The organism is Micromonospora sp. BS32 (assembly GCF_059089345.1).
Genome location: NZ_JBSSHR010000001.1, coordinates 365,163 through 377,781 on the forward strand (window position 1 = coordinate 365,163; position 12,619 = coordinate 377,781).

Below are 12,619 nucleotides of genomic sequence, written 5' to 3' on the forward strand. Positions count from 1 at the left end.
CGCGAGGAGCCGCCCCCGTGCGTTTCGACCGGACCGGAAAAGTTTCCCTCGACGGCATCTACACGCAACCCGATCCCCGCGCCTATTTCACCACCCTGCGTGAGCTCGACTATTACATTCCCCAACTCGCCAAGCCCTATTTCCAGCAAATCATCGGGCAGTACCGCCAATCGCGGCAGGTGGCCGTCCCGACCGTCGTCGACGTCGGCTGCTCCTACGGCGTCAACGCGGCGCTGCTGCGCTGCGACGCCACCATGGACGACCTGTACGACCGCTACGCCGGCGCCGAGTGCACCCGGCAAGCGCTGCTGGAGCGCGATCGTGAGCTGGTCCGGGCGCACCGGTCCCCGGCCCGGTTCGTGGGGCTGGACGTGTCCCGGCCGGCGCTGGGGTACGCATCGGCGGCCGGGTTCCTCGACGACGCCGTGCAGGCCGACCTAGAGGCGCGCGAACCCACGGCTCGGCAGCGCGCCCTGTTCGCCGGTGCCGATATCGTGATCTCCACCGGATGCCTCGGCTACGTCAGCGGCCGGACGCTCGTGCGCGTGGTCGACTCCCGCCGGGACCGGCTGCCGTGGATGGCGCATTTCGCGCTGCGGATGTTCCCGTTCGAACCGATCGCCGACAGCCTCGCGGCCCTCGGTTACGACACGGTGCGGGTGGACCGGACGTTTCGGCAGCGCCGTTTCGCGTCCGACCGGGAACAGCGGCAGGTGCTGGAGACGATGTCCGCCGCCGGCGTTGATCCGGAGGGTCTGGAGACCAACGGCTGGTTATACGCTCAGCTCTACGTTTCCCGGCCCATCGGCACTCCCGACCCCTTGACCTTTGACGTTGACCAGTCACTGACCCTAAAGGCCGCCCGATGAGCAGCGAATTCCAGGAGACCGAGTGAGCACGTTCGAAAACGAGGACACGCTGCCGCGGGTGCCGTTGCCCGCGCTGGAGGACACCTGCGCCCGGTTCCTCGAGTGGTCTGCGCCGTTGCTGACGGAGGAAGAGTTCGCCGACACCGAGGCCGCGGTGCAGGAGTTCGGGCGGGCCGACGGTCCGGGGCCGAAGCTGCACGCCGATCTGGTGCGGTACAACGCGGATCCGGCCACGCACAGCTGGTTGGACACGTTCTGGCCGGCGCGCTATCTCGGTCGCCGGGACCGGATCGCGTTGAACGCCAACTTCATCTTCCTGTTCCGCGACACGCCGTTGCGCGGGTTCGCCGAGCCGCAGGTGGAGCGCGCGGCAAGGCTCATCGGCGCCGCCGTGAACTACAAGACCGAGCTCGACGACGAGCGCATCCCGCCGATCGTGACGCGCGGGCAGCCGTTGTCGATGGAGCAGAACAAGTTCCTGTTCTCGACCACCCGCATCCCGGGGCCGGTGCAGGACACCGTCCGAGCGCCGTACAGCGACGAGATGCCGGGCCCGTCGACGGCGCGGCACATCGTGGTGTTCCAGCGCGGCAACGCGTTCCGGATGGACGTGGTCGGTCCGGACGGGCGCCCGTACTCCCTCGACGACCTGGCGGCCGGCCTGCGTGAGGTGCAGAAGGCCGGTGCCGCGCGGGCCGCGACGGCCACCGCGGCCGGTCATCTCACCACGATGGCCCGGGCCGAGTGGGCGGCGGCCAGGGACCGGCTGGCGGCACTGGATCCCGGTAACGCCGCGGCGCTGGACACCATCGAGACGGCGCTGTTCTGCGTGTGCCTAGAGGACCTGACGCCGGCCGGCGACCTGGCGGCCTGCGACCAGTTGCTGCACGGCGACAGCGGCAACCGGTGGTTCGACAAGGCGGTGTCGGTCATCGTGTTCGCCGACGGCACGGCCGGCATCAACGTCGAGCACTGCGGGCTGGACGGCACCACCATCCTCAGCTTCGTCGACGCGATGCTCGCCGCGTCGCCCGAGGAGCACGCCGCGCAGTCGGGTGCGGCGGCGCAGGGGGTGCCGGCGATCGAGCCGGTCACGTTCGTGCTCGACGACGCGCTGCGGGCCGACATCGCCGCGGCGGCACGGTCGTTTGCCCAATACGGCGCGGACACCGCCACCGTGACCCTGTCCTTCGACGAGTTCGGGGTGGACGAGGTCAAGCGGCTGCGGATGTCGCCGGACGCGTTCGTGCAGGTGGCATACCAGCTCGCGCACAAGCGGGCCAAGGGCTTCATCGGCGCCACGTACGAGTCCATCGCCACCCGCCAGTACCTGCGGGGGCGGACCGAGGCGATGCGCGTCGTCACGCCCGAGGTGCTGCGGTTCGTGTCCACGATGGACGACCCCGACGCGTCACCCGACGAGCGGCGGGCGGCGTTCCGGGCCGCAGCCGACAAGCATGTCGAACGGGCGAAGCAGTGCCAGGCCGGTGCGGCACCGGAGCAGCACCTGTGGGAGCTGCAGCTGATCCAAAAGCGGCGTGGGGCGGCGCTCGGCGTGCCCGAGTCGTCCCGGCTGTACGAGACGCCGGGTTGGCTCAAGATACGCGACGACTACCTGAGCACCAGCTCGGCGCCGTCGACCAGCATCCGCTACTTCGGGTTCGGGGCCACCAGCAGTCGCTGCATCGGGATCGCGTACGTGCTGCTGCCGGACCGGTTCAACCTGTACCTCAGCACCCCGCGCCCGGTCGCCGGCATGATGTACACGTTTGCCGACCGGCTCCGCGAAGCGTTGCGTGAGCTGCGCGACCTGCTCGACGAGCGGTAGCCCGGGTCACGGGTCCGCCGCCGGCCGCTCGTTTCCGCGACATGGTGGTCGGCGTGGCGGCGGACCCGGTCCCGCAGCGCATCGCTGTGTAGCCGTTGCGGCCGGTGTCGAACCGGCCGCCGCCGACGACGGTCTCGTTGCCGGCCATGACCTCGATCGTTGCAGAGCGCTTGTGCGGGTCCATGCCGATGACCACACGATCCGACGTGACACTCAACGCGTCCTCCGATGCTCGATCCACCTGGTTGTCGAGCCGGGAGGGCAACGCTACTTCGAGCCGAACAAACCCCTTGAGCCTGTCCCCGCCCTGGGGGCGGCACCCGGGACTGCGCAGGCCAAATGAGAGCCACACGACCAGCGTGCGCAGCCGAATTGAGAGCGACAGCCCGGGCGCCTCGACCGAAGCCTGGCCGGGCCACGGTCGCAGGTCAAATGAAACAAGTAGCCGAGAAGCGGACGCGTGGACTGGGCGCGAGGGCGTCATGGCGGGTTCGACTCCGGAGCACTACGAGCACTACGAGCACTACGGGCGAATGTCGCGCGGTTGAGGGAGGTTTCACCGCGGTCCGTTACAGCGCCGTCCGTCACGGCGAAGCGGATCACGAGTGGACCACGACGTCCCAGCGCCCACACGGTGAGCGCGAAGCAGCAGAGCGCCGTTCCCGTGACCGTGACCGCTGTCCAGCCGCCCGCGGACCAGAGCGTGGTCGCGGCGGCGGAGCCGATAGCAGCGCCGATGAAGTTGCCGGTGGCCAGCGCCGTGTTGAGCCGGCTGCGGGCCTCGTGGGAGAGGGCGAACAGCCGCGCCCGGTTGAGGAGGGCCTGCGTCTGGAGGGCAACGTCGATCATGATGATCGCGACGATGACAAGTGCGACGGACCGGCCGGCGAATGCGGCGACGACGAAGGCGCTGAGGGCCAGTACCCAGGCAGCGCCGGTGGCCGGGAGCGACCAACCGCGGTCGTGCAGACGACCGCCGTGCAGGCCGGAAAGGACACCAGCGAGGCCGGCTAACCCGAACAACCCGATCACCGCTACCGGGTACCGGAACGGTGGGCCGCTGAGCAGGAACGTCAGCGCCGTCCAGAACAGCGAGAACGTGGCGAACCCTGTGGCGGCCAGGACCAGCGTCCATCGGGCTGCCGGCTCGCGCATGACCACCGCGCCGACCGAGGCGATGAGCTGCGGGTACGGCATGCGCGTCCGCGGTGCCAGCGGTGGAATCGCGCGGTAGAGCAGAACCGCGAGCAGGACGGCGACGACCGCGGCGAGGACGAAAACCGTACGCCACCCGGCGGCGCCGGCGACGAACCCGCTGATCGTGCGTGAGGCCAGGATACCGGTGAGGGTCCCGGACCCGACAACGCCGACGATCCGACCGCGTTGGGCGTCGCCGGCCAGGTCCCCGGCGAGCGGTGTGAGGACCTGCCCGGCAATCGTCGTCACGCCGAGCACGCCCAGTGCGAGGAGGAGTACGCCGATCGACGGCGCCAGCGCGCACAGCAGCAGTGCGGCGGCCGAGGTCAGCAGCATCACCAGGACGAACCGGCGGCGGTCCAGGACGTCGCCGAGCGGCACGAGCAGCAGCACGCCGACGGCGTACCCGACCTGCGTCGCGGTGACGAGCCAGCCGGCCGTCGCGGTCGCGGCGCGTAGATCGCCTGCGATGAAGCTGAGCAGTGGCTGCGCCCAATACAGGTTGGCGATGGCCGCTCCCGCCGCCAACGCGAACAGGAACGTCAGCCGGCCGCTCATCTCCGACGGCGGTGCCATGCGGGGTGCTGCCACCCTGCCACGCTAAGGCGCGGGATCAAGGCGTGGGGCCCAGCGAGGGCCTGAGCGTGGCAGGGCCGCATCCGCCGAGATGTCCAGATCTCTCCCGGCACCCTTCACGCGTGCCCGGACAGGTCGACACGGCGGGCAACGACATTCCCACCGGTATCGCAGTAGGGCACAAGACGCTGTCATGGCGATCGCGTGGGTATGGCTCGTCGCGTTCGCGGCCAGCGGGCGACGCCGTTGCCTTGGCATGATCGGGTGCGCACATCTGCCGCCGATCGTGCGCGCTCTCCGCTGCGTTGGGCGTCGCCATCACTGGCACCTGCGGCTGTGGCGAGGTGCGGACCTGCGGTCGCTCTGGCGGCCGCACGTGCGGAGCCAGGCGTTCTCCAGCGGCGAGGTTGTCACGCCAGTAGCGGTAGACCAGGCCGGGTAACACCTCAACCGCCCCTGCTGCGCTGAGACAGGTAGAGAAGATCACTCCAGGCCAGTGCGCCGACGTCGAAGGCAGCGATCACTGTACGGTGCCGCCTGGGAGAACCGTCGGCCGGCGTGACAGCACGCCGACTACAAAGGAAAAGGGGCCGGTCGGTGGGCATGGTGTTAATCGGGCGCCGGTTGTCGGCCGAGGAGTTGGCTGCGGTGCTCGCCGACCCGACGGCGGTCGACACGCTGCTTTACGGCGACCTCGACGACGACGAGGCCGAGATGCCCGAGCCGGAGCTGGATCTGGACAAGTCGTGGCACGGCATCCATTACCTGCTCACGGGCACCGCTTGGCAGATCGGCGAGGGTGCCAGCGCGGCGATCCTCGGCGGCGACGAGATCGGTCAGGATGGTGGCTACGGCCGGGCTCGGCTGCTCGCCCCGGACACCGTCCGCGCCATTGCCACCGCGCTCGACGCGCTGGATGTGGAGACGCTGCGCGCCCGCTTCGACCCGGGCGCCATGGCAGCCGCCGATATCTACCCGGCCATCTGGACCAACGGCACTGACGAGTTCGACTACCTCATGTCGCACTTCACCGAACTGCGCCGGTTTTACCACGCTGCAGCCGTGAACGGCCAGGCCGTGCTGTTGGCTATCACCTGACGCAGCCGCCAGGCTGTCTTCGGTTGCCGGCGATCCTCATGAGGTGCCAGGGTCTGCCGTTGACAACGGGCGGCCCCCGGCGATCCGGCCAGCGGAGCGCGAGTCAGGCGCTGCCCGGGGGCGGTGGGGGCACTATCGTTCTGACGTGCACATCCGTTTCGACGTCCCCGCCGATCCCGCCTACCCGGGCCGCGTGGCCGCTGCGCTCAGCAGTGTTCGGCTACGCAGGTACCGCGATATCGGCGCGGTGCTGGCGGCGGTCGGGGCGATCGGTTTCGCCCTCTCGTGGGGGTTCGCATGGGGCGAGCGGACCTCGCCGCTGTGGTTGTCGATGGTCTTGGCTGGCCTGCTGTCGATGCTGTACCCGCCGTGGGTGCGGTTGCGCGCCCGGCACCGCTCCAGTCGCTACGCTGTCGAGGGCGCCTACGACATCACCGAAGACAACATCATGATGCGCAGCGGCTTGGAGTCCGGCGGCATCGCCTGGGACGGGGTCACCGAGGTAAGGGACACCCCTGAGTTCTGGATCGTGTACGTCGGCCGGATGCCGGCGACCGTGATTCCACGCCGCTTGATGTCCAACGAGGACGCCGAGGCGTTGCGCGACTATATGGCCAAACGTGGGCTGCTTTAGATTCGGTGAACTCATTTGCCGCCGACAAAGTGCGGCACCGGGCCGCTTCCCGCGTCGGGCCAGTCCTTTACAGCTGGGTCACCAACCATGCTGTCGCTGACGCTTGTGCGCGCCGGGGTCGGCCGCCCGACCCGGTCGGACAGCGCCGGCGAGGAGTTCCCATCGATCGCGGGGTCACAGGCCCGATGACGACGGCCGTAGGATCTGGGAGTGGACGGTGTGCGTGGCGCAGATCATCGAACTCCGGCGTCCGTAACCGACTGGGCGCGGCTGTGCGTCAGCCACTGCCAATACGAGGTGTTCACCGTGCCGGGTGCGTCCGGCGTGGGCATCTACATCCTCGGTGACGGCCTGCTGCACGTCGGCGGGCCGAATCAGTTCACCGGCTTCTGTGGCATACACACCGGCTGGATCGAGGCACGCGTCCGTGTGTTGCCCGGGCCTCCCGCGGAGGCCGACGTCGGCTGGGACGCGATCAGCGAGGCGACGCTCTGGAGTCCCAGCGGCAGGCTGTCGGTCGTCGGCCTTATGGGCGGCGCCGCGGAGGCCCTCACCGACGTCGCCGTCCCGCGCGGGCTGATCCGGGTGCGGTTGCACGCGCGCGACCGCCTGCACGAGACCGTACGCACCGACGACGACCCGCCCGAGCGGCACGAGCTGCACATCTGGGCGGTGTCCGAGGAGACGCCATGGCGCACCGTGCTGGCCGACCCGGCAGGCCGCGACTGGGAGCAGAAGCCAGCGAAGGCCGCCGAGCGGGCGATGCTGTCCCTGGTACCGCGCCCGTCCGGCCGTGCGGCCATCCTTCGGCCGCTGCCACCTGACCCGTACGAGGACGACGCCGACCTGCCCCGGGTGGCTGTGGTCCGTCACCGGCCCGCGCCGGTCGAGGTCTCGGTGGGAGTGCTGCCCGCCGGCGACCTGGAGGTCCGGCTGGAGCGGGTCGACGGCGAGACCCTCATGTGGTCGTGGGCTACCGCCGACGAGCCGATTTTCCCCCAGCCGCTGGCCACGCTGCCCGACGACGAGCCGAGTACCGTACGCCTGACGTCCGGCCCCGACGGCTTCACGCTGCGGCACGAGGGAGTGCCGGGCGGGCAAGCCTTCGCCCTCGGCCTGATCTGGGACCATCTGCTCGACGCCGCCGGGTCGTATCCGTGGATGGAGACGTTGCGGGTGCAGGCCGCCGAGGCGACCGCGCTGGTGGAGAAGACCCGCCGCCTGAAGGCCGAGCGCGACGCCGAGCAGTGGGGAGGTGCGCCGCCGTCGGACCGTGTCCGCGGGCTCGTCAGCCAGGCGCGGTCTCTGGCCCGGATCGACCGCCCGTTGCTCGACCACATCGACGCGCTGCCCGCCGCCCGCCAGCGCGAGGCAGCCCGCTGGGCGGCCCGCCGCGCGATGCGGGTGGCCGGGCTGGAACGGATCGGGTGGATCGCCGACGCGCTCGCCGACGCCGAGGCCGACCGCCCACTGCCCCGACCCTTCACCGAGCAGAGCGGCACCGCCGCGTTCAACCGGCTGTTGTCCGATCCCGAGGTGCCGCACACCACCATCACGCTCCGCCTGGCCCCGAAAACGTTCGGCACCCGTCGCGTCACCGAGGTGCTCCAGCAGGCCGTCGCGTTCCCCGCCCTGATCGCCCTGGCGAACGACGATCCACTGGCCTCCGCGATCGACGCTGTCTACAACGCGGCAATCGCCCACGGCGACGACCGCGACCGCTTCCTCACCGACGCCCACATCGCCCTGCGCTGAGATCTCCAACTCCGCACGTGGACTCGAAGGCAGTACACGGACACGTCGCTACCGCCTGCCGAGCCGAGTCGGGGCCAGCCGGTTGGCCACCGGCATGGTGATCGACTACCTCCGCGCTCTTGGCGTCCCGGCCGACGCCACCCCAAAGTGGCAAGGCGCCTACGTGGTGGAGCGCAGGCCATGAGAATCGCAGGGGCGCAACGTTGTACACGATGCTCGCCTTGCTGCTGACACTCGTCGTCATGCTGCTCGACCCGAGTCCTGATTCCTGATTTGATCGCAGGCCCACACGAGGCATTTGGGTAGCCCCTGTTCCCTGATGGACCGCCCCGGTCTGCCGCCGATCGTGGACGTTCGGTGCCGCCCCGCCCTGCCGTGCCGAGAAGAGGTGTGGTCTGCGCTGCCAGAATGGCTCCGCTGCGCTTTTCTTGCGTCCTTATCTGGCCGCTGATTGTTCTCAGCTGTAGTACAAGGCCTCGAGTTCGTCCGCCCGGCGATGGTCCTTGGGACGGCTGAGGGATCGCCGCATCAGGATCAGGTCGGCCAGGTCGGCACAGCGGATGGTGAAGCCCGCCGGGTCGTGGGCGCTCACCGCCCGCCCGAGGCAGGAGGCGACGTCCATGTCGCCCCAGGGCAGGGCAGGTGTACACAGATCGCCGCTGGCACCGGTCACCTGATAGGCCACCTGGGGCCGGTCCAGGTCGGGCAGTTCCGTGCAGCCTGCGGCAATCAAGGCGTCGCGTATCGCGTGCGCCTGCTCGGGCGTACCGTCCCACAACAGGTCGAGGTCGCCGGTCAGCTCGACCGAGCCGTGCATGATTCCGGCAACCTGTCCGATGACCACCGCGTGCGAACCCGACTCGTGCAGCGCCCGAAGGAAGGGAAACGGATCAAAGCCGAGCACGCCGTCCGTCGCGAACGTACCGGCGACGTCGTCGGCCTCCTCGACGCTGCGCCCCATGGCGGCACGTTCGCGGGCAGCGTCCTGAATACGTCGGACGGCCTGACGAAGTCGCAGGACAGCATTCTCATTCATCCAGCCCATCCAACCGCAGGCGCGGCGGCCTCACACGCCCGCCCCTGATCACTGAACTACTCCGAGGTAGTGAAGGTCTACGCGTTCGCCTCGGTGCCATTCGAATGCCTACATCAAGACTATCGACCGGGTACGAAAGGTGGGCCGACCCGTAGAGACATGCAGCCTACCCTCTGCCTTGTAAAGGGCAACGGTAAGAGTCGAGGAACCTGGCGATTACTCCATAGATTCCGCCTCTTAATGCACTGCACCGCATAACAGTGCGCTCTTGTGCCGCCGGCAGCCCGACAACCAGCGGTGACAGCAGCAATAGGGGCCGGGTTCGGCGGGTTACCTTCGGGCGGTGTGAGATCGATCGCCCGTGGGAAGGCCCGGGCGAGCCCGAGATGTTGTCCGACACGTGCCGGATACGGATGTGGTGGTTGTCGGGGCCGGGCAGGCGGGGCTGGCCAGTGCGTACCACCTGCGCTCCTCCGGTCTTGACTTCGCTGTCCTGGACGCCGACGCGGCGCCCGGCGGGGCCTGGCAGCACCGGTGGCCGACGCTGCGCATGGCGACCGTGCACGGCATCTTCGACCTGCCCGGAATGCACTTCACGCCTCCACCGCCGGACGAACCGGCCGTCGAGGCGGTGCCGGCCTATTTCGCGGCCTACGAGAGTGAATTTGGCATCGACGTGCAGCGGCCGGTCGGCGTCAGGGCCGTCCGGAACGCCGGCGACGGAGGACTCCTCGTCGAAACCGACAGGGGCACCTGGACCACCCGGGCATTGATCAACGCGACGGGAACGTGGACGAGGCCCTTCGTGCCGTACTACCCCGGACAGGAAACGTTCCACGGGCGGCAGCTGCACACCGCCCACTACCGAGGACCGGCGGAATTCGCCGGGAAGCGGGTGGTTGTCGTCGGGGGCGGAACATCGGCCGTGCAGCTCCTGGTCGAGATCGCCGACGTCGCGGCGACGACCACCTGGGTCACCCGCCGCCCGCCGGTGTTTCGGGACGGGCCGTTCACGCCGGCCTACGGACGCGAGGTGGTCGCCAAGGTGGAGGCACGCGTACGCGCTGGCCTGCCCCCGGGAAGCATCGCCAGCGCGACCGAGCTGGCGTGGACACCGCAGTTGCTCGAAGCTCGGGAACGCGGCCTCCTCCGACGCCGGCCGATGTTCGACCGGATCGTCCCCGACGGCGTCCGGTGGCGCGACGGCACGGCACAGCACGTCGACGTCATCCTCTGGTGCACCGGCTTCCGGCCGGCGCTCGACCACCTGGCCCCGCTGCGGCTGCGCGGGCCCCGCGGTGGCATCGTCGTGGACGGCACCCGGGTGGTGGCCGATCCCCGGGTCCACCTGGTCGGCTACGGCCCGTCTGCGAGCACGGTCGGCGCGAACCGGGCGGGGCGGGCAGCGGTCCGCGAGCTGCGCGCGCTTCTGGCGGCGCCCGCCCGCGCCTGACCGGGCGGTGACGGTGGATCCGTCTGTGGTGAGGGTCGGCGTCCGCCGACGCGCCGCAGGGGTCGCCTCGGCGGTGACCTGCTCGACTTGGACCCATCTACCGACTCGCCATGCTGGGGGTCGGTGCCGTACCTCCGTCTTGCGCTGCTTGTTCCACACTTGCCGGTCGGTGTATCCGTTCACCGTCGGTGGAGGACGTGGCCGACCTAGTGCTGTGACCACATAGGTTTGCCGAGTTGGCGGCGTGCTGGGTGACGCTCGGCGGGTTCCAGCGGCGGAGACCCGCACCATAGGATCTTGAGCCCAGGGTGGAGTGTCGGAAGGTGAGGATGGAAGGTCCGCAAATGCGCCTCGGCAACGATGTTGCGTGGCTGGACATGGCTCGGACCGGTGAAGACACCTGGCGGGTCACCGCGGACTGGTGCTCTCGGCTGACGGCCGACTTGCACGCGGCTCTGGTGGTCTGACGGTTGGTTCTATTCACGAATCCCGACAGCAGATGTACGGCACTTCGGAAGGCGGCCCGCCGCTGCCGAAGTCGATGTCTACGAGAACCGGAGGCATCCCGTTCCTAGCAGGCGTGGCTTGTAGGGCCCGGCCCCGTAGGTGAGGGTGGGGCCCGGGCCGGTGGGTTGATCGGTGCGCGAGTCTTGATCGCTGCCGAGTCTGTTGATTAGCTGGCCGACATGACTGAGCTCGGACCCGTCGCCTGGCCGCCTGAGCAGATCCGGACCGAGAGGCTCGTGCTCCGTGAGTCCGAGGCCCGGGACCGTTCGGCGTTCATCGAGCTGCTGGCGTCGCCAGAGGTGCACACCTACCTCGGCGGCCCCCGGCCGCGTGACGAGCTTGAGCGCGAGATGCCCGGGGTGCCCGAGCGGTGGCCCGGGAGTTTCGTCGTTGATCTCGACGGGGCGATGATCGGCCAGATCCTGCTCAGGAGAGCAACGGGGCACCGTCGCCCGGCTGCCGCGGGGAAGGCCGATCTCGGTTACCTGTTCCTGCCGCGGGCGTGGGGATTCGGGTACGCCGCCGAGGCGTGCGGGGCGGCACTCGACTGGTTCGACGGCGTCCTTCCCGGCGAGCCGGTGGTGCTCAGCACCCAAACCGCCAACGTCGGCTCGATGCGCCTCGCGGCAAAGCTGGGGTTCACCGAGGTAGAGCGGTTCCAGGCCTGGGACGCCGAGCAGTGGCTCGGCCTGCGGTCCCCGGTCACGCCGTCTGCTTGAGCTCGTGCTCGACAGCACCGCTAGGACGGAGCCCAGCGCTGTTGAAACTCATGAACATCTCACCAGGCGGACACGGCCGAACGCCTCCCGAAACGCTGTCGAAGCGCTGTCCGTTCTCGTGGACGAAGCCAGACGGTCTGGGGCGCGGTGTGGTCAGACTGCCGTTGTGAGTGGGCGTCCGCCCCAGCGGATGCCTTTCTCGCTGCGGATGCGGGCGCGTTCGCGGCGCTGGGCTGCGAACGGTGCTAGGGCCTTATCAAAGTCGTCACAGTCACTCGGTGGCCCGGCGAGTTGGTAGTGGCGTCGTAGCGCCAGCGAGCTTTGCCGCCGTAGGTATCGTGCACGGAGTGGATATTCCGGTCGAGGACTCGTGGCGGCGGATCATTACCTGGTTGGCGCGGCACGCGTCGGTGACTGCGGGGGCGATCCGCCCACCTGCGAGCGCTGTGGAGGTTCGCCGCACCGAAGAGGCTGTGGGTCGCCCGCTGCCGGCTGACCTGCTCGCCTGGTGGCGGCTGATGGACGGCATCGCCGACGCCGACTACCGGGCCGGGTGCCCGATTCCTTCGCACTACTACCCGCTGCCGGTGGCCGGAGTACGCGAACGGTTCGCCAGCCTCTCACGGTTCGCCGACCAGGACTGCTGCGGCGCGGGCGGTGCACATGCCACAGTGGCCGGCGAGTCCTCGTTCGGGTTCTGTACCGCCACTGTCCCGATCTGTTGGGATCTAGCCGGTGATGTGCTCGTGGTGGATCTCCGCGATGGTCCTCGCCACGGCTGCGTCATGTCCTGGTGGGCGGAGGAGGGCTACGCCGAGACGGCCTGGGCCGGAACCGCGGCCATGCTCGCCGGCGCCGCCGACCGGCTCGACGACCCGACGCGAACTGAGATTGTCGAAGGTGGCTCGCTTCAGTGGACTTGAGGGCGTATTTCAGAGCTGGTCACA

At 69.4% G+C, this 12,619-nt stretch carries 10 protein-coding genes; 8 read left to right on the top strand and 2 right to left on the bottom strand.

Annotation, left to right across the window (positions count from 1 at the left end):
- Positions 1 to 17 precede the first annotated feature (17 nt).
- Both AC5RWQ_RS01765 and AC5RWQ_RS01770 read left to right on the top strand, forming a co-directional pair.
- A complete protein-coding gene (locus AC5RWQ_RS01765; RefSeq protein ID WP_494280961.1) occupies positions 18 to 869 on the top strand; it encodes a hypothetical protein in 852 nt (283 codons plus the stop codon).
- Positions 870 to 891: 22 nt separating this feature from the next.
- On the top strand, positions 892 to 2,697 hold the full coding sequence (locus AC5RWQ_RS01770) for a choline/carnitine O-acyltransferase (RefSeq protein WP_494280962.1): 1,806 nt from the start codon (positions 892 to 894) through the stop codon (positions 2,695 to 2,697).
- Between the two features lie 480 nt (positions 2,698 to 3,177).
- Here AC5RWQ_RS01770 and AC5RWQ_RS01775 read toward each other — a convergent pair whose 3' ends face one another.
- Complete coding sequence (locus AC5RWQ_RS01775) at positions 3,178 to 4,485, bottom strand: MFS transporter (protein ID WP_494280963.1); 1,308 nt, start codon at positions 4,483 to 4,485, stop codon at positions 3,178 to 3,180.
- 588 nt (positions 4,486 to 5,073) lie between these two features.
- On the opposite strand from AC5RWQ_RS01775, the gene AC5RWQ_RS01780 reads away from it, so the two are divergent.
- The 3 genes from AC5RWQ_RS01780 (at position 5,074) to AC5RWQ_RS01790 (ending at position 7,957) form a co-directional block, all read left to right on the top strand.
- Positions 5,074 to 5,568 carry a YfbM family protein gene (locus AC5RWQ_RS01780; protein ID WP_494281150.1) on the top strand — a complete coding sequence of 165 codons (495 nt, stop codon included), beginning with the start codon at positions 5,074 to 5,076 and terminating at the stop codon, positions 5,566 to 5,568.
- A 145-nt stretch (positions 5,569 to 5,713) separates the two neighbouring features.
- A complete protein-coding gene (locus AC5RWQ_RS01785) occupies positions 5,714 to 6,202 on the top strand; it encodes a YcxB family protein (RefSeq protein ID WP_494280964.1) in 489 nt (162 codons plus the stop codon).
- Positions 6,203 to 6,508: 306 nt separating this feature from the next.
- Positions 6,509 to 7,957, top strand: coding sequence for a hypothetical protein (locus tag AC5RWQ_RS01790; RefSeq protein WP_494280965.1), 1,449 nt, complete (start codon positions 6,509 to 6,511; stop codon positions 7,955 to 7,957).
- 457 nt (positions 7,958 to 8,414) lie between these two features.
- Here the strand turns inward: AC5RWQ_RS01790 and AC5RWQ_RS01795 are convergent, their stop codons facing one another.
- A complete protein-coding gene (locus AC5RWQ_RS01795; RefSeq protein WP_494280966.1) occupies positions 8,415 to 8,993 on the bottom strand; it encodes a hypothetical protein in 579 nt (192 codons plus the stop codon).
- A gap of 400 nt (positions 8,994 to 9,393) precedes the next feature.
- On the opposite strand from AC5RWQ_RS01795, the gene AC5RWQ_RS01800 reads away from it, so the two are divergent.
- The 3 genes from AC5RWQ_RS01800 (at position 9,394) to AC5RWQ_RS01810 (ending at position 12,595) form a co-directional block, all read left to right on the top strand.
- Positions 9,394 to 10,446 carry an FAD-dependent oxidoreductase gene (locus AC5RWQ_RS01800; RefSeq protein ID WP_494280967.1) on the top strand — a complete coding sequence of 351 codons (1,053 nt, stop codon included), beginning with the start codon at positions 9,394 to 9,396 and terminating at the stop codon, positions 10,444 to 10,446.
- Positions 10,447 to 11,132: 686 nt separating this feature from the next.
- Positions 11,133 to 11,672 (top strand): GNAT family N-acetyltransferase, encoded by a 540-nt coding sequence (locus tag AC5RWQ_RS01805; RefSeq protein WP_494280968.1) that lies wholly within the window; start codon positions 11,133 to 11,135, stop codon positions 11,670 to 11,672.
- Between the two features lie 347 nt (positions 11,673 to 12,019).
- Complete coding sequence (locus tag AC5RWQ_RS01810; protein ID WP_494280969.1) at positions 12,020 to 12,595, top strand: SMI1/KNR4 family protein; 576 nt, start codon at positions 12,020 to 12,022, stop codon at positions 12,593 to 12,595.
- Positions 12,596 to 12,619 lie beyond the last annotated feature (24 nt).

Excerpts from the sequence above, each read along its gene's own strand:
- AC5RWQ_RS01780 (WP_494281150.1), top strand. The coding sequence starts at position 5,074 with ATGGTGTTAATCGGGCGCCGGTTGTCGGCCGAGGAGTTGGCTGCGGTG.
- AC5RWQ_RS01795 (WP_494280966.1), bottom strand. The coding sequence starts at position 8,993 with ATGAATGAGAATGCTGTCCTGCGACTTCGTCAGGCCGTCCGACGTATT.
- AC5RWQ_RS01805 (WP_494280968.1), top strand. The coding sequence starts at position 11,133 with ATGACTGAGCTCGGACCCGTCGCCTGGCCGCCTGAGCAGATCCGGACC.